The organism is Sporolactobacillus sp. PKPK-6 (genome assembly GCF_056678885.1).
The window spans coordinates 697,530-721,941 of the sequence record NZ_JBWXPA010000001.1 but is presented as its reverse complement, the minus strand read 5'-3'; the positions used below and the strand labels follow the sequence as shown (position 1 = coordinate 721,941).

The 24,412-nt window shown below is 42.4% G+C and carries 28 protein-coding genes, 1 tRNA gene, 1 pseudogene and 1 riboswitch; of the genes and pseudogenes, 17 read left to right on the top strand and 13 right to left on the bottom strand.

Annotated elements, in window-relative coordinates:
- Positions 1-44 precede the first annotated feature (44 nt).
- Positions 45-341: a YggT family protein gene (locus AC1MBV_RS03480; protein WP_255746989.1), complete on the top strand. Its 297-nt coding sequence runs from the start codon at positions 45-47 to the stop codon at positions 339-341.
- Positions 342-405: 64 nt separating this feature from the next.
- Here the strand turns inward: AC1MBV_RS03480 and AC1MBV_RS03475 are convergent.
- A pseudogene (locus tag AC1MBV_RS03475) lies at positions 406-591 on the bottom strand (N-acetyltransferase family protein); the annotation flags it as partial.
- A gap of 52 nt (positions 592-643) precedes the next feature.
- The gene (locus tag AC1MBV_RS03470) at positions 644-2,584 is read right to left on the bottom strand and encodes an ABC transporter ATP-binding protein/permease (RefSeq protein ID WP_480947519.1); all 1,941 of its coding nucleotides are present in this window, start codon (positions 2,582-2,584) and stop codon (positions 644-646) included.
- 356 nt (positions 2,585-2,940) lie between these two features.
- On the opposite strand from AC1MBV_RS03470, the gene AC1MBV_RS03465 reads away from it, so the two are divergent.
- Positions 2,941-3,447, top strand: a complete 507-nt coding sequence (locus AC1MBV_RS03465; RefSeq protein ID WP_255746993.1) for a ClbS/DfsB family four-helix bundle protein — start codon at positions 2,941-2,943, stop codon at positions 3,445-3,447.
- 8 nt (positions 3,448-3,455) lie between these two features.
- On the opposite strand, the gene AC1MBV_RS03460 is transcribed toward AC1MBV_RS03465, so the two are convergent.
- Together AC1MBV_RS03460 and AC1MBV_RS03455 are read right to left on the bottom strand one after the other, a co-directional pair.
- Positions 3,456-3,578, bottom strand: a complete 123-nt coding sequence (locus AC1MBV_RS03460; protein WP_480947518.1) for a hypothetical protein — start codon at positions 3,576-3,578, stop codon at positions 3,456-3,458.
- A 67-nt stretch (positions 3,579-3,645) separates the two neighbouring features.
- Positions 3,646-3,718 (bottom strand) — tRNA-Ala (locus tag AC1MBV_RS03455).
- 306 nt (positions 3,719-4,024) lie between these two features.
- Here AC1MBV_RS03455 and bcaP point away from each other — a divergent pair.
- The 3 genes from bcaP to hemH all read left to right on the top strand — a co-directional run bounded on the left by bcaP (position 4,025) and on the right by hemH (position 9,074).
- Positions 4,025-5,437: a branched-chain amino acid transporter BcaP gene (bcaP, locus tag AC1MBV_RS03450; protein ID WP_255746998.1), complete on the top strand. Its 1,413-nt coding sequence runs from the start codon at positions 4,025-4,027 to the stop codon at positions 5,435-5,437.
- A gap of 216 nt (positions 5,438-5,653) precedes the next feature.
- Entirely contained in the window at positions 5,654-7,804 is a 2,151-nt protein-coding gene (locus tag AC1MBV_RS03445) for a transglycosylase domain-containing protein (RefSeq protein WP_255747000.1), read from the top strand.
- A gap of 316 nt (positions 7,805-8,120) precedes the next feature.
- Positions 8,121-9,074 (top strand): ferrochelatase, encoded by a 954-nt coding sequence (hemH, locus tag AC1MBV_RS03440; protein ID WP_480947517.1) that lies wholly within the window; start codon positions 8,121-8,123, stop codon positions 9,072-9,074.
- Between the two features lie 80 nt (positions 9,075-9,154).
- Here the strand turns inward: hemH and AC1MBV_RS03435 are convergent, their stop codons facing one another.
- Positions 9,155-9,805 carry a histidine phosphatase family protein gene (locus tag AC1MBV_RS03435; protein ID WP_255747005.1) on the bottom strand — a complete coding sequence of 217 codons (651 nt, stop codon included), beginning with the start codon at positions 9,803-9,805 and terminating at the stop codon, positions 9,155-9,157.
- 225 nt (positions 9,806-10,030) lie between these two features.
- Between AC1MBV_RS03435 and lplA the strand changes: the two genes are divergently transcribed.
- The 4 genes from lplA (at position 10,031) to AC1MBV_RS03415 (ending at position 13,933) form a co-directional block, all read left to right on the top strand.
- Positions 10,031-11,020: a lipoate--protein ligase gene (gene lplA, locus AC1MBV_RS03430; RefSeq protein WP_255747007.1), complete on the top strand. Its 990-nt coding sequence runs from the start codon at positions 10,031-10,033 to the stop codon at positions 11,018-11,020.
- Positions 11,021-11,118: 98 nt separating this feature from the next.
- Positions 11,119-12,384: a M48 family metallopeptidase gene (locus tag AC1MBV_RS03425; protein ID WP_255747008.1), complete on the top strand. Its 1,266-nt coding sequence runs from the start codon at positions 11,119-11,121 to the stop codon at positions 12,382-12,384.
- Between the two features lie 143 nt (positions 12,385-12,527).
- Positions 12,528-13,631: a D-alanine--D-alanine ligase gene (locus AC1MBV_RS03420; protein WP_255747009.1), complete on the top strand. Its 1,104-nt coding sequence runs from the start codon at positions 12,528-12,530 to the stop codon at positions 13,629-13,631.
- A gap of 92 nt (positions 13,632-13,723) precedes the next feature.
- The gene (locus AC1MBV_RS03415) at positions 13,724-13,933 is read left to right on the top strand and encodes a hypothetical protein (RefSeq protein WP_480947516.1); all 210 of its coding nucleotides are present in this window, start codon (positions 13,724-13,726) and stop codon (positions 13,931-13,933) included.
- On the opposite strand, the gene AC1MBV_RS03410 is transcribed toward AC1MBV_RS03415, so the two are convergent.
- Positions 13,917-14,888 carry a 3D domain-containing protein gene (locus AC1MBV_RS03410; RefSeq protein WP_255747010.1) on the bottom strand — a complete coding sequence of 324 codons (972 nt, stop codon included), beginning with the start codon at positions 14,886-14,888 and terminating at the stop codon, positions 13,917-13,919. The genes AC1MBV_RS03415 and AC1MBV_RS03410 overlap by 17 nt on opposite strands.
- Positions 14,889-15,332: 444 nt before the next feature.
- On the opposite strand from AC1MBV_RS03410, the gene AC1MBV_RS03405 reads away from it, so the two are divergent.
- Entirely contained in the window at positions 15,333-15,845 is a 513-nt protein-coding gene (locus AC1MBV_RS03405; RefSeq protein WP_255747012.1) for an acyl-CoA thioesterase, read from the top strand.
- A 98-nt stretch (positions 15,846-15,943) separates the two neighbouring features.
- Positions 15,944-16,039 (top strand): YjcZ family sporulation protein, encoded by a 96-nt coding sequence (locus AC1MBV_RS03400; protein WP_093673370.1) that lies wholly within the window; start codon positions 15,944-15,946, stop codon positions 16,037-16,039.
- A gap of 79 nt (positions 16,040-16,118) precedes the next feature.
- Here AC1MBV_RS03400 and AC1MBV_RS03395 read toward each other — a convergent pair whose 3' ends face one another.
- The 3 genes from AC1MBV_RS03395 to AC1MBV_RS03385 form a co-directional block, all read right to left on the bottom strand.
- A complete protein-coding gene (locus AC1MBV_RS03395; protein WP_255747013.1) occupies positions 16,119-16,721 on the bottom strand; it encodes an ECF transporter S component in 603 nt (200 codons plus the stop codon).
- Positions 16,722-16,926: 205 nt separating this feature from the next.
- Positions 16,927-17,054, bottom strand: a riboswitch (FMN riboswitch).
- A 101-nt stretch (positions 17,055-17,155) separates the two neighbouring features.
- Positions 17,156-18,070, bottom strand: a complete 915-nt coding sequence (locus AC1MBV_RS03390; protein ID WP_255747016.1) for a 1,4-dihydroxy-2-naphthoate polyprenyltransferase — start codon at positions 18,068-18,070, stop codon at positions 17,156-17,158.
- Between the two features lie 280 nt (positions 18,071-18,350).
- Positions 18,351-18,626: a YdbC family protein gene (locus tag AC1MBV_RS03385; protein WP_255747019.1), complete on the bottom strand. Its 276-nt coding sequence runs from the start codon at positions 18,624-18,626 to the stop codon at positions 18,351-18,353.
- 215 nt (positions 18,627-18,841) lie between these two features.
- On the opposite strand from AC1MBV_RS03385, the gene AC1MBV_RS03380 reads away from it, so the two are divergent.
- Positions 18,842-19,336, top strand: coding sequence for an NUDIX hydrolase (locus tag AC1MBV_RS03380; protein WP_255747021.1), 495 nt, complete (start codon positions 18,842-18,844; stop codon positions 19,334-19,336).
- Here the strand turns inward: AC1MBV_RS03380 and AC1MBV_RS03375 are convergent.
- On the bottom strand, positions 19,326-19,607 hold the full coding sequence (locus AC1MBV_RS03375; RefSeq protein ID WP_255747022.1) for a hypothetical protein: 282 nt from the start codon (positions 19,605-19,607) through the stop codon (positions 19,326-19,328). The genes AC1MBV_RS03380 and AC1MBV_RS03375 overlap by 11 nt on opposite strands.
- A 139-nt stretch (positions 19,608-19,746) precedes the next feature.
- Entirely contained in the window at positions 19,747-20,208 is a 462-nt protein-coding gene (mscL, locus tag AC1MBV_RS03370; protein ID WP_255747024.1) for a large conductance mechanosensitive channel protein MscL, read from the bottom strand.
- Positions 20,209-20,360: 152 nt separating this feature from the next.
- On the opposite strand from mscL, the gene AC1MBV_RS03365 reads away from it, so the two are divergent.
- A complete protein-coding gene (locus tag AC1MBV_RS03365) occupies positions 20,361-20,915 on the top strand; it encodes a superoxide dismutase family protein (RefSeq protein ID WP_255747025.1) in 555 nt (184 codons plus the stop codon).
- Positions 20,916-21,113: 198 nt separating this feature from the next.
- On the opposite strand, the gene fabL is transcribed toward AC1MBV_RS03365, so the two are convergent.
- On the bottom strand, positions 21,114-21,869 hold the full coding sequence (fabL, locus tag AC1MBV_RS03360; RefSeq protein ID WP_480947515.1) for an enoyl-[acyl-carrier-protein] reductase FabL: 756 nt from the start codon (positions 21,867-21,869) through the stop codon (positions 21,114-21,116).
- A 182-nt stretch (positions 21,870-22,051) separates the two neighbouring features.
- Between fabL and AC1MBV_RS03355 the strand changes: the two genes are divergently transcribed.
- Positions 22,052-22,378 (top strand): hypothetical protein, encoded by a 327-nt coding sequence (locus tag AC1MBV_RS03355; RefSeq protein WP_480947514.1) that lies wholly within the window; start codon positions 22,052-22,054, stop codon positions 22,376-22,378.
- On the opposite strand, the gene AC1MBV_RS03350 is transcribed toward AC1MBV_RS03355, so the two are convergent.
- A complete protein-coding gene (locus AC1MBV_RS03350; RefSeq protein WP_480947513.1) occupies positions 22,365-22,811 on the bottom strand; it encodes an OsmC family protein in 447 nt (148 codons plus the stop codon). The two genes, AC1MBV_RS03355 and AC1MBV_RS03350, sit on opposite strands and share 14 nt — an antisense overlap.
- Positions 22,812-22,925: 114 nt before the next feature.
- On the opposite strand from AC1MBV_RS03350, the gene AC1MBV_RS03345 reads away from it, so the two are divergent.
- Genes AC1MBV_RS03345 through AC1MBV_RS03335 form a run of 3 tightly spaced genes read left to right on the top strand, consistent with a single transcriptional unit; the run spans position 22,926 to position 24,367 of the window.
- Positions 22,926-23,600, top strand: coding sequence for a phosphatase PAP2 family protein (locus tag AC1MBV_RS03345; RefSeq protein ID WP_255747030.1), 675 nt, complete (start codon positions 22,926-22,928; stop codon positions 23,598-23,600).
- Between the two features lie 14 nt (positions 23,601-23,614).
- On the top strand, positions 23,615-24,052 hold the full coding sequence (locus AC1MBV_RS03340; protein WP_255747031.1) for a peptidylprolyl isomerase: 438 nt from the start codon (positions 23,615-23,617) through the stop codon (positions 24,050-24,052).
- A gap of 24 nt (positions 24,053-24,076) precedes the next feature.
- Positions 24,077-24,367, top strand: a complete 291-nt coding sequence (locus AC1MBV_RS03335; protein WP_255747032.1) for a thiamine-binding protein — start codon at positions 24,077-24,079, stop codon at positions 24,365-24,367.
- Positions 24,368-24,412: the final 45 nt, after the last annotated feature.

Sequence of the window (24,412 nt, the reverse complement as noted above, 5' to 3'; positions counted from 1 at the left end):
GGACATGCTTTGTAAACGATTCGGAAAGGAAGGGAATAGGACACGTGAAACGAAGAAACTCTACCGGAATGTTTCCCAAATTGATCAGCATCCTTTTAACATTCGTTCAAGTTGTCATTGTTTTATATATCTTGCTGCAATTTTTCGGTGCAAATCCGACACCTTTTGTGAATCTGCTTAACAGTCTGAGTGAGCCGATACTTAAGCCTTTTCAAGGCATTTTTCATCCAATTGTCTTTAATGAGCACAGCCTCGATCTTTCTGCAGTCTTCGCTTTAATTGTGTATAGCATTATCGGATTCGGGATCCAAAAGATCTTGGCCATCCTTAAAATAAAATAAGAATAACTGCTGAAAAACGGAGCGTAGGTGCTCCGTTTTTTTACGTGCAACCTTTTGCTCGCAATTAATGATGGTTATTCAATCGTCCCATAATTATAGTGCTGTAGTAGTTGCCATCGGAAAGCTTTTTGTCTTCTCTGAGCACGCCTTCAACAGCAAATCCCATTTTTTTATACAGAGTAATGGCGTTAGTGTTGGTTTCAAGCACATTCAACATGATTCTTTTTATCCCTTGTTGATCAGCCCAGGCAAACAGTGTAACAAAAAATCCCCTTAAATAAAAGGGGATCGTATTGAAGCCGTTAATCAAATTTACGTAATGATTCAACCGGATCAAGGTTGGCTGCCTTAGAAGAAGGGGCAAGGCCGGCAATGACACTGATCAGTATGCTTATCATTAATCCGAAAAGGACAAAGCCCGGTGTCACATCAAGCAGGGACACGTGCATATGCGGACGGGCGAAATAATTGCCGATTGCGGCGGCAATAAATGCCAACCCAACTCCGATTGCTCCGCTGAATAAGCCGAGCAAACTCGCTTCCGAGAAGAAAAGATGGCGAATGTCCTTGCGCCGTGCGCCGATCGCGCGTAAGATGCCGATCTCCTTTGTCCGTTCAGAAACACTTATATACAGAACGACAATGATCATGATTGCTGAGACCAGAAGCGAAATACCGGCAATCGCAGCAAGGACATAGGATGCGATGGAAATGTAGAGTGTCAGTGAATCAAGAAATGCGCCGGCTCCGTTTGGCGTGTAGCCATGCTTTTTAAAGTAGTTCTGGACGGTCTTAACATTTTCAATTTTGTCGATCTTGACGGTTGCCATATTCGCCTTTAACGTCAGTTTCTGCTTATCGTACATATCCTGCAATGTACCATAGTCAGCTGTGAGCAGGCCCATTTGCGCGTTTCCGTTAAAAATGGCTGAGATTTTCAATTTTTTCTGCATGACGATCGGCTGTTGATTTTTGTCCGTCATGTTGACATAGAAAGTAACGGTTTTTCCAATCAGACTGTTTGGTTTTTTCGAAAGCTGCTTAGCGATGTCTTTGCTCAACCCGATTTCGTTTGCCCCTGGGATATGGCTTCCCTTAGCTAAATCTTTTTCAGGAATCGCTCCATCTACAGTCTGAAAATATTGTGGGATAGCGATTTTACTGCCTAGCTTAATGCGTGTTGAGGAGAGCCAGAGTACTTTTTCCGCTGATGTGACATGATTGATCTTTTTCATCTTCGCAAGATCGTCTTCTGAAACTGCAGCGGATTTTTTAATTTGGCTGCTCTCGCCGTCTTGCTGCGAGATTCCTTTCTTGGTGAGCTGAACGACCGTAGGATTTATATTTTTCATGATTTCGTCGTGAAGGTAGGTCTGCACACCGCTGCCCAATGCTAGCATAATGATGACACTGAATATACCAATCGATCCGCCAATCGTAACGAGCAAATTTCGTTTCAAGTTGTGGCGAATATTGTCAAGGGCCATTTTAAATGTTGCGGGCATGCTCAAATTTTTTGTTTTCGGTTCCTCGCGATGTTCAGGCAGCGGATAGGCATCTTTGAGACGGATGTCATCAGCGATCCGCCCGTCGTCAATTTTTATGATGCGTGTTCCGTAGTCTGCAACCTTTTGCGAGTGTGTGACCGTGATGACTAATTTGCCTTGCTTGGCAATTGTGTCAAGAAGCTCCATAATCTGCTCACTGTTCTTCTTGTCAAGCGCTCCTGTCGGTTCGTCAGCAAGGATAATATCCGGATTATTCGCTAGTGCGCGGGCGATCGCCACGCGTTGCTTCTGACCGCCGGAGAGCTGATTCGGCCTTTTGTGGAGATGGTCACCGAGTCCGACAGTCGTTAGTAGGTCCTTGGCGTGCGCCACGCGTTCCTTTTCCGACATCGTCGTCATTTTCAGAGTGATCAGCACGTTATTCAGAACAGTCATGTGATTGATCAGATTGAAGCTTTGGAAAATGAAACCGACATTTGTCTTACGGTAATCATCCAGCTCTTTTTCTTTCATCTGATGCAATGCCTTGCCGTTGATCAGGACATCACCAGTGTAATCCTTGTCCATACCACCGATGATATTCATCAACGTTGATTTTCCACCGCCGGATTCGCCTAGAATAGAGACAAACTCCCCACGTTCAAGTTTTAAATCGACCCCATGAAGAACGGGAAATGTCTGCTTTCCGGAAAGCTTGTACGACTTATGAATGTCTTTTAATTCAATGTAGCTCATTGGGTTCCTCCAGTTATTATCCCGCTTGAATGTTCGCGAGAGTTTCTTATTCTTATGTTTTACTGCCCATCCATAGCATAATGGATGATATGAAATGTTTAACCGTGCTGAGGCATTAAATGTTTCTAAGCCTAAAGACGTATTCTCATCGCTATTTAAGTGTAACCAATAGGAATTTGGCAAAATAGTGATGTTTATCCGAATTAGAAATGACAATTGTCATGCGTTCCACCAATTATTGAACTTCCCATAACTACTCAATGAATCAGCCGACGATTGTTTGTCCGTGATACATTAGTCCGTTGTCCTGTTCATCTTGTTATAATAGTTTAAAAAAATAATTAGGGAGTTTTGAAATGACAGGTTATGAAAACAAAGAAGCATTAATTGATGAAATTCGAAAAACATATCGACTTTTTGATCAAGAATTTGAAAATGTTCCTGAAGCGAACCGGAACATTCGCCTTGATGAAGTGGATCGAACACCACAGGAAATGCTTGCTTATCAGATTGGATGGCTGACGCTCGTGATGAGCTGGGAGGAAGATGAATTAGCTGGGAAACAGGTGATTACACCAACCCCTGATTACAAATGGAATCAACTAGGAATGCTTTATCAGCAGTTTTATCAGCACTACGCCAATGATTCATTGGAGGAGCTTCGTGCATTGTTTAGAGATAAGATTGAAACATGGTGCGGATGGGTTAATGGCTTGAGTGATGAAGAACTTTTTGTTCCGGGTATACGAAGGTGGACGGTGACTAGTGCAAATTGGCCGATGTGGAAATGGATTCATATTAATTCTGTCGCACCATTTAGGAGTTTCAGGACCAAAATCAGAAAGTGGAAAAGAAATATTTAAGTTGGCTGTTACAGAATCTGATGGAAGAATGGTCTGAGAGGATTGAAGGTGAGCAGGGAAAAAGATATACCGCCATCTAACAATGCGTCATTGATCACTGGCTTAATTAAGCGTGAATGAACGGTTAGCATGTATTCAACTGTTTCCGGATACAATAAAAGCCGTTGCACAAAAATCATGCAACGGCTCTCTAGAAAGTGGAGCATAGGGGGATCGAACCCCTGACCTCTGCCATGCGAAGGCAACGCTCTCCCAGCTGAGCTAATGCCCCATAAAAGACCACGACAAAGATTATACTGCCGAGAGAAAAATTGGTCAACCCTGTATCAAAAAAGGCGGTTATATCATTATCTGTTTGTGGATGTAAACTTTTTACTTTAGCATTTATTTTAAAATATCATGAGATTGTGTTAAATAATAAACGAAATTTAAAAATATTACCAAAATTTAAATCTTTAGTCAATAAAATATTTAAATTTTGTAATAAAATATAATCTTTTTACGTCACATTTCCTAACATTAGAGTTATAATTGTCTATGAAATTTTTTTTAATCCATATAAGAGGAGACGTTGGTAGTGAGTATTTTTAAAACAAAACCGATTGCCAGCCTGATTGCGGAAACAGAAGGTAAGCAGGGATTAAAGAAAGCGCTTGGCGCGATGGATCTTACTCTGCTCGGCATCGGAGCTGTTATCGGCACCGGCATTTTCGTCCTTACCGGTGTTGCAGCAGCAACCTACTCCGGACCGGCACTAATTATTTCATTCATTTTATCCGGATTGGCTTGTTTCTTTGCTGCTTTATGCTATGCGGAATTTGCTTCTACTGTTCCGGTTGCCGGCAGCGCATACACGTACAGCTACGCTGCACTTGGTGAAATTTGGGCATGGATTATCGGATGGGATTTAATTCTTGAGTATGCCGTTGCGATCAGTGCAGTTGCGATTGGCTGGTCAGGCTACGCAGTCACGCTGCTGAGCAGTTTAGGCATTGATTTACCAAAGGCAATTACTGCGGCACCTCTAGACGGCGGTGTAGTCAATTTGCCGGCGATGATTATCATTGCATTAATTTGCTGGCTGCTGATTTCTGGTATCCGCCAGACTTCAAATTTAAACGGCGTTATCGTTGCAATAAAGTTGATCGTTATTGCATTGTTCATTGTTCTGGCTGTTTGGCATGTGAAACCTGCAAACTGGCATCCGTTTATGCCGTTCGGCTTCAACGGAGTCGTTTCCGGCGCAGCGGTTATCTTTTTCGCCTACATTGGTTTTGATGCCGTATCTACGGCTGCTGAGGAAACAAAGAATCCTCAAAAGAACCTGCCTAAAGGTATTCTTTATTCACTATTAATCTGTACGGCATTATACATTGTTGTATCAGGAATTTTGACAGGTGTCGTTAAATACAGCTTGTTCAAGCATACAGCTGCTCCGGTTGCGTTTGCTCTGCAGCAAATTGGAATTAACTGGGGCTCGGCACTCGTTTCTGTTGGTGCGATTTGCGGCATTACATCAGTATTGCTCGTCATCACGTACGGCCAAACGCGTATCTTTTTCGCTATGGCTCGTGATGGATTGATTCCTAAAGCACTTGGCAAGGTCAGTGAGAAGCATCAGACACCGGTAACTTCAACACTTTTGGTAGCTGTCGTCACGATCATCACGGCCGGCTTTCTGCCAATCGGAATTGTTGCCGAACTCGCTAATATCGGCACGCTGTTCGCCTTTGTTATTGTCTCAATTGGCATCATTGTGCTTCGTAAAAGAAGACCTGATTTGAAACGCGGCTTTAGAACACCATTGGTACCACTTGTTCCTATTCTCGCCGTGTTGTCCTGCGGTTATCTGATTATTCACTTGCAGACAGCGACACTCTGGCGCTTTGTTATTTGGTTCATAGTTGGTATGATTGTTTATTTCTTCTATGGTCGTCGTCACAGCACGCTGCTTCGCGATACCCAATCATCCAGTCAAGAAAAAGCTTGATAAATCGGATAACATTTTAAATAAGAATAGAGAGAACAGCTTGTTTCCCTTGTGGATACAGGCTGTTTTTTCTTAACGATGAAATTATAGCAATGAACCTGTGAAAAATTTTTGTAAAATGATGTCTCATTTGTATTTTTTGCTAATGTGTAATGAGATATGGTAAAGACTACATAGTAAGGATCTAAACGGTTGATTGAAAGGTGGGGAAGACGAATGGACAGGGAGATACTGTACACGCGCTTATTCCAAATTGGTTATTTCATATTAGGCGCGGCAATCGTCGGACTTCTCTTCTATTTCTTTGTTCTTCTACTTGGCAACCATTATACAGATGATGAGAAGCTGGTGTTGAGCAGGACATCAGTAGTGGTTGACGAGCAAGGGCATGAACTCTCAAGGCTCTATGCTGAAAATCGTGATCCAGTCACCTTGAAAAAGATTCCGAAGCACGTACAGAATGCGTTCATTGTGACTGAGGATCAGCGTTTTTATAAACATTCAGGCATAGATCTTCGCGGCATCATGCGTGCATTGGTAACGGATGTTATGGCAGGTGATAAAGCAGAAGGCGCAAGTACGATTACTCAGCAGCTGGCAAGAAACGCCTATCTTTCTAATGAAAAGACATGGTTTCGAAAGTTCAAGGAAGCGGCCATAGCCGTCAGTCTTGAGCGAAAATACAGCAAGAAACAAATCTTGGAAATGTACTTAAACCAAGTTTATTTTGGTCATGGCATTTACGGTGTTCAAATGGCATCTGAGTTTTTCTTTAATAAAGATGTCAGCCAGTTAACAGAAGAAGAAGGCGCTCTTTTGGCAGCACTTCCAAAGGGACCAAATGGCTATTCACCGATTTTGCATCCAAAGAAGGCATTGGAGCGGCGCAATCTAGTCCTGTCGCTGCTTGAGAAAAATGGCTACCTGACTGCCGAACAATCGGTGCGGTTGAAAGGTAAAACGCTGGGGCTGAACATCCATAAGATTCAAACGCATCCTGAATTTGATTCATATATGGATCTTGTCAAGGAAGAAGCAGCGAAAAAATACCACATTGGAACGGACGACTTGATCCGCGGCGGATATAAAATAGTTGTGCCGATGAGCCGGGAGGCACAATCTGCTTCTTATAATGCATTTAAGAACAACATTTATTTTCAAGGCAGCAATCCAAATCAAACGCCAGAAGGTTCTTTTGTTCTGATGAATAAAAACGGCGGTGTGCTCGCGGCGCAAGGCGGTCGAAATTATGTTCGAGGCAGTTACAATCGAGTGAATGACAAGCGGCAGCCGGGTTCATCCTTTAAGCCTTTGGCTGTCTACGGTCCGGCACTCGATTCGGGCAAGTATCAGCCTTATTCAATGCTTCAAGATAAAAAAGTCGCTTACGGCAGCTACAAGCCGACAAATTACAGCGGCAGTTATACCGGTGAAATAACGATGTATGACGCGGTTACTGTTTCGCAAAATGCACCGGCGGTTTGGCTTCTCAACCGGATCGGTATTTCGAAAAGTAAGTCCTATTTATCGAAGATGGGTATTAATCTGCCGGACAACGGTTTGGCGATTGCGCTCGGCGGCTTATCTAAAGGTGTCTCACCGCTGCAAATGGCTTCTGCGTATACGGCTTTCGATAATGGCGGACGTCAATCTGATCCCTATTTTATTCAGGCAATTTATGATCATCAAGGGAAAAAGATCGGCGAAGCAAAACCGAAAGCAAAGAAAATATTTTCGGAACAAACGGCATGGTACATGACTCGCATGTTACAGTCGGTTATGAAAAACGGAACAGGCCAAGCAGGATATAGTCAGGCCGAGATTGCTGGAAAAACGGGATCAACAGCATACACGAAAAATGGATTGCGTGATGCATGGTTTGTCGGTTACACACCTGATGCGGTTGGTGCTGTGTGGATCGGTTATGACCAAACGAATAAAAATCAGTATTTAACGGGTTCAAGCAATGACGCGGTCAGACTATATAAATCGGTGATCAACAGTATGCCTAATGAACGCAAGCTTACGTTCGAGAAACCGAAGCATGTCAACGATCTCGATGAGCCGATTCGCTTGGCAGCGGTAACACAGCTGCAGGCAAAAGGAATTCTTGGTAAGTATGCACTTCCTGCACTGCAGCTTACTTGGAATGGAGGTTCCGATAAACGAATTGTTTATCGAGTTTATGCCGAATCGGATGGAAAGAAAATATTAAAAGGTGAAGTTAAAGGGAAAAACACCTATCGAATTGACTTTGTTAATCCGATGAGCAAAGAGAATTACTATGTCGTCCCTTACAATTCGCAGACAGGGAAAACCGGAGCAGCATCGCCTTCAGTCGAACTCAATTGGTTCTCCAAGCTTTGATAGAATAATGCAGCAAAGAAAAGTACAGTACAGTGCACTTTCTTTGCTGCTTTTCCCATTCCGTTTTCATTTGGGTTCAAAAGATAATTCAGAATGGACGACCTGTCGCGCAGATGTCCGATAAACTTTTTCCATTTGGCATACAAAGCTTCTAGTCTCATTTCATGTCCATTGTCGGATTTCTCGTCATTTACCCTAAAAAGATATAAAATAGAGCTTGTGAAAAAATATTCTCTATTACATCGTTCGAAGCCTCAGTGGTTGAGGCTAAAGTAATTGCCAATTCCGTAAAAAGCAATGAAAGGTTCTGTATACAATGAGTAGAAAAAAGATTGGTTTGCTTGTGATGGCTTATGGCACACCCTATAAAAAAGAAGATATTATTCCCTATTACACCGCCATTCGTCATGGCAGAAAACCGAGTGATAAACAAATAGATAATCTTGCTCGCCGTTATGAAGCGATTGGTGGCGTCTCACCGTTAGCAAAATTGACACGTGAGCAAGCTGATGCACTAGCTGAACAATTGAACGCGGCACAAGTGGACTATGAATTTCACGCTTACCTTGGTTTGAAATATATCCATCCGTTTATTGAAGATGCCGTGACTCAGATGCGCAGTGATGGTATTGAACAAGCGGTTTCTTTGGCACTGGCGCCGCATTATTCTCGATTCAGTGTTCAATCCTATATTGATCGCGCTCAAGCTAAAGCAAGGGAGCTTGGCGGGATAACTATTGCATCGATAAAGAGCTGGTTTGATCAACCACAGTTTATCCATTTTTGGAAGCAGGCCGTGCTGAGGGCTTTTGAAGACATTTCAGAAAGTGAACGTAATCAAACCGTTGTCCTGTTTACTGCTCACAGTCTTCCAGAAAAAATTATGAAAAATGGTGATCCTTATCCGGAACAAATAAAGGAAACGGCGGAAGCAATTGTGCATGCTGCGGAGATAAAGCATTATGCTCAGGCATGGCAGAGTGCAGGAAAAACACCCGATCCATGGCTTGGGCCGGATGTACTTGATCAAATCCGTGCGCTTCACAAAAAAGAAGAGTATAGGCATTTTATTTTCTGCCCGATTGGTTTTGTCGCTGAGCATTTAGAGGTGCTCTATGATAATGATCAAGAATGTCGTGCACTTGTCGAATCACTTGGTGCAAACTACCATCGCCCGCAGATGCCTGACACAGATCCGCTCTTTATCGACGCATTGTCTTCAGCCGTTTTGAACGTTTGCCGGTCGCATCTGTTTCTGGCAGCAAAATGAGAATCAATGAATCCACAAAAGCTATAACACAAAAAAATGCCTTCAGGCCGTATAGCCTGAAGGCATTTTTTTTTTGCTTCTTATAGATTTTCAGTACGACCGATATAAGCGATTTTGAATACACCGTTTTCGAATACAATTTTTGTGACACTTGTATTTTCAATAGAAGAAACATGTATTTTTTCATCGGATAGCATATAAATAAGACAACTGATATAGAGACCATGGCTGACCGCTAAAATGGTTTCCTCTTCGCTGTGTGCCAGAACACTGAGAATAGCGCGTATACGTCCTTTAACATCGTCATAGCTTTCGGCCAATCCGGTTGTGTCCAATTCTTTCAGTGATTCAAGAGAATTAATTTTTATTTCATCAGGAGAGTCGCCGCGAAGTTCCGAATTGCCCAAGGCATCACTGACTGCTCCCCACATCAAGTCATTCGAATCCCCCTCAAACTTGCCAAAGCTCACTTCACGAAGATTATTCGTTTCGATTGGTACGAGTTCGGGATTTAACGAGTGATCGAGTATCAGCCTGGATGTACGCCTTGTTCTCCCCAGATCGCTTGTATAAGCAGCATCAAAAGAAATGTCCTGTGACTTAAAAAGCGCACCAAGTTCAGCAGCTTTTTGTTCACCGATGTCCGTTAACGGGGTATCCGAAATACCCTGTACTTTCCAAAGTTGATTGAATAAAGTCCGTCCATGTCTTACGAAATAAATGGTTTTCATTTATATCCTCCCATTGACAGTTTTAAAGCGATTTTATTGTCATTCTATAGAAATCAATCTATTTTAGATTATCCTAACTTGCCTATTCTTGTAAAGCGAGGTGTGAGCGATTTTTTAAGAACGAAAGAATTTGTATCTGCTTACATGATCCTGCTAGACGCGAATCACAAAGGGAATTAAGATGAAAAAGGAGAACCCAAAAAGTAAAGGGAGGTACTACACAACATGATTTATTTGAATAATCGCGATATGCTTGATCAAACGCTTAATTTCGCTCTTGAGGAATATGCATTAAAGCATTTATCAATTGATGAAACCTATTTAATGTTCTACCGAATGGCTCCAACGGTTATTGTTGGACGCAATCAGAATGCGGTGGAAGAAGTTAATATGGATTATATTACGAAGAATGAGGTCACGGTGACTCGCCGTTTGTCAGGCGGAGGTGCTGTGTACAATGATCCGGGCAACCTAAGCTTCAGCTTTATTGCGAAGGACGACGGAGACAGCTTTAATAATTATAGGAAATTTACAGAACCAGTGATTCGTGCGCTACATCATATGGGCGTCGATGCAAAGCTTGAGGGCCGCAATGACCTTACGGTTGACGGGAAAAAAATTTCGGGTAATGCACAGTTTGTCACTCAAGGACGGATTTTCAGTCATGGAACGTTGCTTTTTGATGTCGATCTGGATCATGTAACACTAGCCTTGCATCCGGACAAGGCGAAATATGAATCAAAAGGCATTAAGTCGGTGCGTAGCCGGGTGACCAATATTCGCGAGCATTTAACAAAAGATATGGATATTCACCAATTTAAAGCAGAACTGCTTCACTATATTTTTGAAGGTGAGGATCATATACCTGAATACCAGCTGACTGACGATGACTGGACAAACATCATCAATATTGCCAAACGACGCTATCGCAATTGGGACTGGGTTTATGGGAAGTCACCTGAATTCAATGTGCATAAAGCAAAGCGTTTTCCGGGTGGACGTGTGGACTTTCGTATGAATGTAAAAAAGGGTGTCATTGAACAAATCTCTGTTTTTGGCGATTTTTTCGGTGTTGGTGATGTTCGTGAATTTGAAAAATTACTGATTGGGGTAAGATATGATCAGAGTGTCCTTTCTGAAAAACTAACGTCGATTGATTGTCACCACTATTTCGGAAAGTTGGGAGAAGAGGAATTGCTCGCTGCTCTTTTCTAAATATGTTCTAAATAGACCTCACTAAGACTAAATTGATAGTAGCCCGTCCCAGTTTAAAGACGGACAATCATTAGTGTAGCAGAAGAGGAGGATCCTTCTTGAAGAGAAAAAAAGTGATAGGATGGTTTATCGCTTTATATACCGTCTATCTTCTCGTGATGGCTGCTTATTTTTTTGTCTGGTCGAAGTCAGGTATACCGGCAACTATGAAAGGGACTGCAGCTGATCCCTCCTTGTTCATGAACAGGAAACAGCTGGCGGAAAGCGGCAGTCTTAATGCTTGGCGGCATTTTCTTTCCTTTGCTTCCATACCGCTGGAGTGGGGTGTCTATCTGTTTGTTCTGATCGGCGGATTCTCATTGTGGCTGAGAAAGTGCTCAGAGCGTTTATCATCATTTTTTATTGTACAGATGTTCCTATGCTACGTCGGTTTGGCAGTTATTTCTGCATTGGTTTTCTTGCCGGTTGAATTTGCGTCTTACCAGCTCTCACTTCATTACGGGGTTTCTGTTCAGCCGCTTTCGGACTGGCTGAAAGATCAAGGGATCAGCACCGCTATTGGAACGCTGATCGGCTTTGTTGCAATGAGCGCCGTTTTTTTCTTGATTCGCCGATATCCGAAAAACTGGTGGTTTCCGGCATGGCTGCTGTCGATTCCATTCATCTTATTTATCATGTATCTGCAGCCAGTGGTCATTGATCCATTGTATAACCATTTTCAGAGTCTTCAAGATGGCGAGCTTAAGTCGGAAATTCTTCAAATGGCTTCGAAAGCAGGCATTCCCGCGCATAATGTCTACGAGGTGGACATGTCGAATGAGACCAACGCAATGAACGCCTATGTTAACGGAATCGGGTCTCACCTGCGTATTGTGCTGTGGGATACGACTGTTCATCGGCTCAGTCATGCTGAAGTCCTTTTTATCATGGCACATGAAATGGGACACTATGTGATGCATCATATCATTTGGGGCACCGCGGCGGCGTTGATTGGTTTATTGATTACATTATGGATCGCTGCTAAAGTACATTTATGGGCGAGCGCACGTTGGGGGACAAAAATGAACATTGTTCATCCCGGTGATCTTTCTGCACTGCCCATGCTGCTGTTAATTTTGTCACTTTTGTCTTTTGCAGGTGATCCGGTTCAAAATATGGTGTCTCGCCATTTTGAACACCAAGCAGATGAATATGCGATTGAAATGACTCAAAATAAAAAAGCAGCCATCTCTTCCTTTCAGAAACTGTCCGCGTCAAGTCTTAGCGAAATGGATCCACCGGCATTGGTAAAATGGATTCAGTATGATCATCCAACGATGCTTGAGCGTATTATTTATTTAGAGCATGTAAAAATCAATAAATAATCATCTGAGCCAATGAAGCCTGTATTTTTTCAAGAAAGCGTTCTTCTCCCGAGTGGATTGTGATAAACTAAGTAACTGTTGAATGGTAACGATTACATGGAATACTGCATTCTCATTACAGCTATGGAATTGAGGAATTTATGATGAAAAATGAGAAAAAGACAGTCGCAGTTTTATACGGTGGAAAGTCGACAGAACATGAAATTTCATTGCTTACGGCTTTTTCCGTAATTAATGCGATGGATAAAGAAAAGTATCGAGTGCTTCCTGTCTATATTAAGCAAAACGGAAGATGGATTGCCGGCGATGAAATCAAAGGAAAAATTGAGTACAAACATCAATTACTTCTTAAGGAAAACGCCACAGCGGAGTCATCTGCTGAGCACTGGCTTGCGCCGTCAGCACCTGCAAGCGCAGCTGTTGGACGACCGGATGTTGTCTTTCCGCTCCTCCATGGTCCAAATGGAGAGGATGGAACGGTTCAAGGTATGTTTGAACTGCTGAATATCGCCTATGTAGGTTCCGGTGTTTCAGGATCGAGCGTCACTATGGATAAAGTGATGATGAAGGATGTACTCAGCGCGCACAACATTCCCGGTCCGAATTATGAATCCATAACTCGATTTAATTGGAAAAATGATGCACCGAAAATGATTCTTAAGGTGAAAAATTCAATCGGCTATCCATGCTTTATCAAACCGGCAAACGGAGGCTCAAGCGTCGGGATCAGCAAATGCCTAAGTGAGACAGAGCTTTCAGCAGCAATTACGGAAGCATTCCTTTATGACTCAAAGGTTATTGTTGAAGAGGGAATTGCCGGGCGCGAAGTCGAAATTGGCGTAATTGGCAATCATGATTTGTCTGTCTCTGTTCCGGGCGAGATTATTACGAAGAATGCAGCATTCTATGATTATCAGTCGAAATATCATGAAGGAAACAGTACTTTAGTGATTCCAGCTGATTTGCCTGATAAAGTAAAAGCGGAGCTTGAAGAGATGGCGAAACGTGCATTTGTCGCATTGAACCTTTCGGGGCTTGCACGTGTTGACGTTTTTATCCGTGAAAAGGATCAGCGTGTCATTGTCAATGAGGTCAATACAATGCCCGGATTTACGCAATTTAGCATGTTCCCGCTGCTTTGGCAGCATACAGGGCTCCCTTATCATCAATTAATTGAAAAGCTTGTTGACTTCGGATTGGAAATATATCAGGATAAACAGCACATTCATTATCAAATTGAAAAGTAGCAGGATATCTCCAAAGCGGCAAAGGCACCGGTGAGAAAGATCACCGGTGTTTTTGATGTGCATGTACATAAAGAGATGAAATGACGATTCGGTTGAGCAGTCCATTACAGCAGCCCTGTGGCATGGCAGAAGCTCTTTCTTGTTTGCTTTTGTTTAAAAGTTGCTTAATCAGGTTGGACGAGCTGTATGGCTGTCTAAACACCTTCAGTCCACAGCCCAAAGAATACAAGGGTTATAGAAAAGGCTTGGCTGAATATGTCAGCCAAGCCTTTGAGATTCATAATATTATTGGAGAATGGTAATCGTTATGCTCCTGCGTCCAAAATTAAGCGCTTGGTCACGGGAAGCAAAATGGACATCGATCCGATTTCCTTTAATCGCGCCACCAGTGTCCCCGGCAGTATAAACACCGTAGCCCGGAATCATAACTCGAGATCCGAGAGGAATGATACTCGGATCAACGGCAATCACTTTGGCATTCGGATTGCTGCTGAAATCAATTCCTGTAGCTGAACGTCCGCCGAGCGAATAACTTGTTGCCTCAACGGTAATTGATTTACCTGATGGAGCAGATTGTTCTTGCTGCGGATTTGCCGGTTTATAGGAAGTATTAGTGACTTGCGGCTTTTTGGATGCATTTGCGCTTGCACGCTCAGCAGCGGCTTTTTTCGCGGCTTCTTTTGCCGCATCTTTAGCTGCTTGTCGAGCCGCATCTTCAGCTATTTTCCTGGCTTTTTCTTCTGCAGCCTTACGCGCGCGTTCTTTTGCATCTTTTTTTTCCTGAATTTTAATTTCAACAAGCTTTTTTTGATTTTCTTTGGATTCATCCGTATTACGGTAAACGGTGTAAAGAGCAGTTTTTGTATCTGAACCGATTATACCGTTTTCTGAATCCTGACGATTTGACTCTAAAGCATTAACGGCTTCATAGGTCTGCTCGTCGAAAACACCATCGACATCTCCGCCGTAGTAACCGAGCTGCTGCAACTCATCTTGCAGCTTCGCCACCTCCGGACCGGAATCGCCCTGTTGAAGCAAACTATTTCCGAAAATTATGTTGATCTCCTGATTGTCTGTTTGACTGCTCGGAGCGTTTGCTGCAAAACCAACTGCATGTGTTTGTTCAGAATCATTACTTTTCATGATGTGATTATCATTTGTACTGTTCGTTTTGGCGAAAACAATGGTCGTTGGTGTGAGCACACCGAGGCATACCGTTAAGCTCGTCATTGCCGTCAGCCTTTTAATGATATTCATTCAGTGAAAACCTCCTTAGGTGATCAAGCCATGGCCTGAATCCATGGCTAACATCCAAGGGCTATTCTAGACGTTGAATGTCTCAGGCATGTTTTAACAACATTACAGTTCTGTAACACAAGATCACTATTAATCATTTTGTCAATACATTTTCCGCTAATTTTTTTACTATTTTTAGTGGTAAAAGGGCCTAAGGACCTATTTAAATTGGAAATAAAGAAGAATTCTGTCCAAGTTAATGATTAGTCGCAGATCTTTCGACAGAAACTTTCATTTCTTTAAAAATAAGTGAACGCAAATAATCTTAAGAAGAGTTATGATGTATTAGAAATAGGTTTTTTATTTAAGAACGTTGATTTTTTTTGCATGGACACATTGATGACGGACATGCCTTGATCGAAGATGGCATTCCTATTATTTATGGATTATGAATGGAGGATAACGATGCAAGCGAAAAAAGCTAGAGAATCATTATCGGTAACCTCAGTACACGTACTGCCTAATGACACGAACAATCATGGTACATTTTTTGGCGGAAAGCTCATGATGTATGTGGATAATATTGCTGCAATTGCTGCAACACGTCATTCAAGAAGCCTTGTCGTTACAGCTTCAATTGATTCGGTTGATTTTCTGCGGCCGATCTATACCGGTTCATCGGTTTGTTTAGAAGCATTTGTCACCTGGAGCCACAATACATCCATGGAAGTATTCGTCAAAATAATTGATGAAAATCTTAGAACCGGGGTACGTCAATTATGCACAACGTGTTTTTTGACCTTTGTAGCACTTGATGATAAAGGAAAGCCGAATGCTGTTCCTAAAGTCATTCCTGAGAGCGAAGAAGAGCAGCTGCTATTTGAAAGTGCAGAAGGACGTTACTTGAATCGGAAAGAGCGCAGACAGCAAACGAAGAAATTCACCTCAGAGCTGACGCTGAAGAAGCCTTGGGAATAACTGTCTTGTGTCCACACCAAATGGCGTCATAAGCATAACATGTAGTGTTGAGTAAGGGACACATGCTCAATAATATATATGAAGGGGCGAGTGACGATATGGGTGCACCAAGCGGTGGATATAGCGGCAGCTTTGCGTTAATCGTTGTTCTGTTCATTTTGTTGATCATTGTGGGCACAGCCTACGTTTATTAATGACTAGAAGCAAAAGAGCACATTGAAATAATAAAACACCCGCGGAATTGATTTCCGCGGGTGTTTTATTTCTATATAATTATGCTGCGATACGTTTTTGAATAAATTTCTTTAGTCGCTGGCTGATCGGGATCATAATTAATGTCAGCACAACACCCTTAAGCAAGTTAAACGGCATGACTCCGTAAACAATCAGCGTGAGCAGGTTGTGTATGCTTCGGTTCGCAGATTGTGCCATTCCAACAGTGGCGTCGATGCTGAAACCGAGAAACAGAGCATATCCAGGGAAGATCAAGTAGTAGTTTAGGATGGACATAATCACAGTCATGACTACGGTTGCCGATATCATGCCAAGCAAGAGCGAGACAAACGTTGATTTACGGCGATAAAATGCCCAAGTTACTAAAATGAAAAGTGAGCCCGCAGTAAAATTGGCAAATTCACCGATTGGAACAACAGTAAGCGATCCGGTCAACAAGACATGCAGGATGTTTTTGATCGCTTCAATGGCGATACCTGCACCCGGTCCAAGAATAAGTGCACCGATCAATGCAGGCAGATCACTAAAGTCCATGGTTAAGAATACTGGAAACAATGGAATGGGAAAAGCGATCAACATAATCAGAAAACCAAGTGCAGAAAGTAATGAAATCAGTACCAATTTCTTCAAAGATGTGTTCATGTAATTACCCCCATAAATGTAGTATTGGGGATCATGCGCAGCATTTCTGGCTTATGCGCGGTTCGTGGTAAAAACCGTACAGCTCTTCAGGATTTTCATGTTCCAGACGCATTAAAAAGCCCAAAGGAACGTTCCTTTGGGCTCAACAAAATCGATGTGCAGAAGCACAGCGAAAAGAATGCGAAGAATACAAAAATACTGTCGCATCATCCTTCTTTCATCCAGACTCTACTGTCGGTTCCGGTTTCTCACCGGATCTGCCTTGCGGCTCGCGGACTCTGACTGTTTGTCAATACCGCCGGTCGGGAATTACACCCTGCCCTGAAGGAACTTCGTATTTAATTACACTCGTATTATACAATAATTTAACTGCTACAGCAATATAATCGACTTTAATTATCGATGCAAATCTAATAATTTGATCTCAGACTGTTTCAGATAAAGTAATCGAGAACAAGTCCGAGAGATAGGAGGATGCCGAATAAAGTTTGAAGCTGTGCAGTGGCTTTCATTGCAGGCACCATCTGGATGGCTTTCGTTTTCTTACGAAACAATTTGGTTGCTTGAATTGCCTTTGGGAGGCTGGCGAATACGAGGAGCATCCAAGCTGATTCGACACCTAGGATCATTAATCCAAAGATCCAGATATAAGAAAAGGTGAATAAACCTGCAAGCAATGTGATTGCCTTTGGCCGACCGAGTAAGATCGGAAGCGTCCGTCTGCCTTTTTGCTGATCCCCAGCGAGATCGCGTATATTGTTTGCCATATTAATTCCGCCAACCAGTATGCCAATCGGTATCGAGATCAGCACACAATTCAAAGTCAGCGTTCCGGTCTGGATAAAAAAGGAGATCCAGATGATGAATACGCCCATGAAAAGACCGGAGATTAATTCGCCGAAGGGTGTATAAGCAATCGGATAAGGACCGCCGGAATAAAGATAGCCGGTGAGAATGCATATTGAACCTGCAAGAGCGATCCACCAGCTGCTGTTTGCACAAATATAGATGCCGATAAGCATGGCAATGCAACAAAGCGTGAACGCCAGTCGAATAATGGTTTTCGGATGAAATCCATCGCGGACAATGCTTCCGCCAATTCCTACCGACTCCTCATTATCTAAACCTCGCTTAAAATCGAAATACTCATTAAATAAATTCGTTGCAATTTGAATGAGCATCGAGGCGGTCAGCATGGCAAGAAACAAAGCTAAATCAGGACTTTTTATTGGCAGTACGAGTGCGGTTCCCAGTGCAACCGGAACAAAAGAAGCGGATAATGTGTGGGGCCGAAGCATGAACCACCATTTTTTAAAGCCAGTATTTCTTTCGGGTGCTAATTCCCCCATTATAATCTCTCCCACTACAAAATTCTTATGTGTTTCCTATTTTGAACTCATTCCTTAGTTTCATAGATTCAAAGGACGAGCTTTTCTAATAATTGTCACCAATTCGACACTATTTTCTTTTTAAGTTTATGGAATAAAGTTGTTGGTGTCAATAAGATGCATCTGGAAAATGGTTCAAAATTAAGGAGTTCAACAATAAGGTTATGATGCATGAGCAAAAGAAAGATATGGGGCAGAGAGGAAGACCGCTTGGAATGAAAATAACGAAGAAAAAATTGTGTTATGATTGTGCGGCTTGACTTGTTTCCGGAGGATTTGTGAACTGAGTGTGATGTTTATTCAGCAAGCCTTTCAGCGCATCACATTCAATTCCGGTCAGCGTAATGCCGCGTCCCATTTTTTTCTTGTCGGGAGCCCAACTCCGAATATCATATTTAGCTTCGCGGGTATTCCAGCTGACAAGGTTTAATTCCTTTGTCCAGCCACTGTTTTCAGTGGCAAGTACGCCATAGTGTTCGACGATGTTGAAGGTTACTTCTGAATTTGAATCCGCCATACGACAATCACCTCTTCATTTTATTTGAACAAATGTTCTGATAATAGTTTATATGCAAACAAACGTTCTGTCAATTGCATTTATCAGATAATTATTTATGGGAATTACATTGTTCATGACTTGATCACATTTTTGGTATACTATAAGAAAATTAAATGACAATTACGGTATAGTAGTTTTATAGAAAAGATTCGCTGAAAAGGAGATACAGCTAAATGTTGAGCTACACATTAGCGTTCTTGAAATATGAAGATAAAGTGCTTATGATTAATCGTCAAAAATCACCATGGCAAGGTGCGTGGAATGGTGTCGGCGGTAAACTGGAGCAGGGTGAATCTCCGAAGGACTGTGTCATTCGTGAAGTGTGGGAAGAGACAGGCATCAAATTAACTTCACCCGTATTTCGCGGAATTGTCACATGGAATCCAGACGTTGAGCCTGCTCAAGGAATGTATGTGTTTATTGCCAATGTGTCGCGTGATGAATTGACTGATCTGCCGCGTGCGACTCGTGAAGGCATTCTTGCGTTCAAAGATGTTTCTTGGGTTTTGTCAGAAGACAATTTCGGTACCGTCCCGACTATTCGTTTTTTTATGAGACGCGTGCTTGATGTGGGGAGCAGTGATCCTGCAGATTACCATTGTACATTTGAAGGAAACGTGATTGCTAAAACCGAGATTCGACCCTTACCGGAGTTCGTTACGATTTAGGAAGCAAGAACAGGATCAGAAGCATCATACAGCCGAGAAGTCCTATAAAGTAAAGAATCCAATAATCGGCACCCATCATGACAGACAGAACGGGAGCTAAGACTGAATAAACACCGGCGAGCAGAATCATAATGCTGCTCGTCAAAATAAAACGACTCGGATTTTTTATTCGATAATGAATGATACGTGTGAAGGCTGTGTTATTTTTTAAGAAGAAAAGGAAAAATCCGCAGGCAATGAGTAATATGCCCAATACTGTCAAACGATTCATAGGACGACATCAACCTTCGTTCAATTTTCATTCACCACAGTTCATTATACATAAAGAAGTCGTAAATGGGAGATCAAATGTAAATTTTTCGAGATGAAAAAGCTTCGGAATTATATCAATTCCGAAGCTTTTTATTATTTTAATGAGAATGAATAGGCTGTTCAGTTGTCTCATCCGGAAGATCAGCTGTGCAGTTTGCACATTTTGTCGCATTAATCGGAATCGATGATAGACAATATGGACATTTTTTTGTTGTTGTCTCTTTTTTCGGTGTTGTCTTATTCAGTATCTTAATTGCAAAGAAGATGACCACTGAGATAATGAGAAAATTGATAACATTGTTAAGGAAGAGTCCATAATTAATGGTTGGAGCCCCAGCTTTCTGAGCTGCACTGAGACTGCTGTATGCATGACCGGATAAATTTAGATATAAATTGCTGAAATCAACTTTTCCAAGCAACAAGCCGATTGGCGGCATCACAATATCTTTAACAAGAGAACTGACAATTTGTCCAAAAGCAGCCCCAATAATCACTGCCACGGCAAGGTCAATCACATTACCGCGTGCCAAAAATTTTTTGAATTCATTCATTGTTTTCATAAGTGTCCTCCGGTTTCTGTGAAATTTTAGAATGACTATAAATAAAATCATAGCATTTTCGCCATTTTTTTTAAAGAAATCCCTTCTCTTCTTTATCTTCTAGAGTAAAACAGAATGAATCGGTGCATCCTACAGTTAGGAGGTCGATTCGGGTGAAGTATCGAAAATTCATATATCTGCTTTGTGCGATTGTCGCATTATCAACGATCGCTTATGAGCACTACCCCGAAATGAAAGCGAACGCTAAGGATATTCATAGCGGGAAGCTGATTGTTTCGTTAATTAATGCAAAAAATGAAGAAATGGGCACGGCAACGTTAACTGAGACACCAAAGGGCGTTCGAATTGAACTGGAGGCGGACGGATTAACACCGGGTATCCATGCGATTCACTTTCATGAATATGGCAGCTGTACACCTCCAGATTTCATGTCTGCCGGCAGTCACTTTAATCCTGAACACAAAAAACATGGGTTGAAGAATCCAATGGGACCTCATGCGGGAGATATGATGAATATCTTTGCGGACAGCCATGGTCATGTAAAAACGGTACTTTTCAATTCAATGGTAACGTTGCAAGAGGGTAAACCAAATTCGTTAAGAGATGCCGATGGTTCCGCCTTAATCATTCATGAAAGAGGCGACGATCAGATGACAGATCCTTCCGGAAACTCAGGAGACAGAATATTATGCGGTGTAATTAAATAAGAAAAAGATGAGCCGGAGATTTATCCTCCGGTTCTTTTTTGAACATTCGAATTGAACATGATGAAATTTCATTACCAACGACCGCATTTTCCGATACTTCTTATTGAGAGCAGGTGGACTGAACGTCAAACAATCGCCTGAAAGAAAACAGGCGATTGTCGACAGGGAATGTATTTGGTTTTTAAGACGTAACGCGGATTAATCCGCAAGAAGGGAAAGCCCTCCGTCGACTGTAATTGTTTGACCGCGGATCATGAATGCCGCAGGAGTACAAAGAAAATACACGGCCTCAGCGAGATCTTCAGGCTCGACAATCCGACCGGCGGGATTGCGTTTTGCTGCCTGATCGAGTAGTTCGTCGCGATTTGGAAAATGCTTCAGTGCATCTGTGTCAACAGCGCCTCCGGAAACGGTGTTCACTGTAATATTCATTGGCGCCAGCGCTACAGCCAGATAACGAGTGAGCGCTTCAACAGCCGCTTTTGAAACACCAACGACGACATAGTTCGGCAGCGCACGGACTGCGCCAAGACTTGACAGTGCGACAATATGGCCGCCGCCTGTTTTATTCATCAGTTTTGCTGCTTGCTGGGCTGCGAATAAGTAGGCCTTTGCATTGATATCCTGCGTCCAGTCCCAATGTTTTTCCTGAATGTCCATAAGAGGACGCTGAACGCCGGACGCTGCGTTGCTGATGAAGACATCGAGACGACCGAATGCAGATTCAACTGCATCAAAAAGCTGGTCAATTTGATCAAGTTCACCGACATTTGCTTTCATAATATGGACAGAGACGCCATATTGACTTTCAATCGCTTCCTTCGTTTGCTCGGCGTTCGTACTTTTACGTGCATAATTTAAAATAAGGTTGTATCCGTTCTGCGCAAATTTTTCTGCAATTGATTTTCCGATCCCGCGGGTCCCGCCCGTAATCAATGCCACTTTATTTTCCATGTTAATCTCCTTTAAAAACATCCATCCGATTTAAAATAAATCGGATTTAGTATAACAAAAGGTTCAAAAGAAGGACAAGAAAAATATTTAAAAACGAATCATCGCACCATGATCTTTTGCCTGTAATAGGGTATGATACGTTTAGAATAGTTACCGGTAACTCTGAAAGGAGCGTATTTTTAATGATTATCGTTTACCTAAGTCTTGCGCTTGTTGTTGCATCAATCATCGCATTCATTGTTTCCGCTGCTAAGACGGTTAAATTGATGAACGGATCCATTGAGAAAATTTCAAAGACCAGTGCAAAATTAGAAGATCAAACTGAAGGAATTCTGAATGAAAAAGATGAACTCACACGCAATCTTTCACGCATTCAATCGGATATCACTCAGAAAAAAGGCAAGATCCAAGATGCAGCGCGTCAGGCAAAACAATCGGTTCTTTCTGCACAAGTTGCTTTTTACAAAGGAAAAGCATTTGTGAAAAACACTCAAATTAAGATTCGCTGATAAACGTCGGTTCAACGGTGACCTTCACATTTCCTTTGACTGCTTTTGCAATGACGCAGTCCTGTTCCGCTTTATGGATGCAGGTTGTCAGATGGTCATTAAGTAACTTAGTAAGCGGCTCAGCTAAACGGATCGTCGGGTAATGGGTGACGTTCTCAAAATGCAGGCCGCCTTTTTTTGTGACCGTCGCCTTGGTATGGATATCGATACGGTGATAAGCAATCTTTTCTTTTTTTAATCGAATGCCCAGGGTGATCATGTAACAGGACGCGAGCGCGCTGATTAATAATTCATCCGGGTTTGTTCCGATGCCTTTTCCCGACATGGCCGGATCAACTGAAATCGCAGATGATAGACCGTTTGTCTGTATTTTTCCCTCGCCGTCCCAGGATCCTGTCCATGAACCGTTCAGTTCAAAATGAAAATCTGTCATAATGTTCATCCCCTTAGCTATGAATAAAAGAGAGACATGCATTGAATCTCTGTTATCGTAGCATAAATCAAACGCTCTGCAACGGATCATGCTTAAGATTAGGAGGTAGCGATTGTGGCATTGACAGAAAACGAAAAGAAATCAATCATTCCATGGTTATGGTTCAGCATGATCTGTATTTTGCTTTTTTTAATTTTGGTTATTGCGATCCGGCAACCTGCTGTTCAGGCGGCAGATCGTGCACTTGTTCAGAGCCTTAATCCAATACGAATTCCCATATTGGTCACTTTTTTTTCAGAGTTTACCGATTTTGCCTCAAGCAGACTGCTGCTTTGGATTATTGCTCTCTTCATGATTTATCTCTTCGTTTACAAACGTTTTTTTTCGTCTATTCTGCTTCCCTGCGTGTTTTTGTTTGAGCGTGAGCTGAACAGTGTACTGAAAAATTGGGTGATGCGTGATCGTCCGCCGTTCCAGCACCTTGTGCATGAAACCGGCTTTAGTTTTCCAAGCGGACATGCAATGAATGCGTCTACTGTCTATGGATTGCTCATTTTGCTTATTCTTCCGTTAATAAAAACAAAATGGATTCGAATCGCGTGGGCTGTTATCGGCCTGACGATGATTTTGCTGATTGGATTCAGCCGGCCTTTTTTACGTGTCCATTACTTTACGGATATTCTCGCGGGGTATTGCGTCGGCGGTTTTTTAGTCGGTATTTCAGCGATTGTTCTCATTTTTGTATATAATAGAAAGGTTGAGACAAAACGCGCCGATAAAAGGCGTTAGAGCGGAGGATGTTTATGAAAAAAGGTTCGATTACAATGGCAAACGGCGACGTGATCGCTATTGATTTTTTCCCGGAGGAAGCACCGAATACAGTAGCCAATTTTGAAAAGCTTGCGAACTCAGGCTTCTATGACGGGGTAACTTTTCACCGTGTGATTCCGGGTTTTGTCAGCCAGGGCGGCGATCCGACAGGAACAGGGATGGGCGATGCCGGCTACACGATTAAATGCGAGACTGACGGTAATCCGCATAAGCATGTTGCCGGTGCGCTTTCGATGGCACATGCAGGAAAGGATACCGGTTCCTGCCAATTTTTCATTGTTCACGAACCCCAGCCGCATTTGGACGGCGTGCATACTGTATTTGGACAAGTAACCAGCGGACTCGATGCAGTTCTTAAAATGCAGAACGGCGATGTCATGAAGGCTGTAAAAGTTTGGGACGAAGATTAAATCAGTGTTGAGGAGGACTTTCACATGCCAATCAGCAATGTAGGGCTCCAAATTCTTCCCTTTTCAAAAGAAAAGGACACATACGGACTGGTTGATGAAGCAATTAAAGTCATTCAGAACTCAGGTGTAAAGTATGAGGTAACAGCACTCGAAACGATTCTTGAAGGAGAACTTGACGAGCTGCTCGATGTCGTGAAAAAAACGGTATATGCAACGGTCGAAGCGGGTGCTGATGAAGTCGCGGCGGAAGTAAAAATTCATTTCCGCCCTCAAGGTACTTCGATCGAAGAAAAAGTAGGGAAATACCGGAAGTAAAGTGCAGGAATAACTGAATGAGTATAACTAAAGCCGCAGAGACGC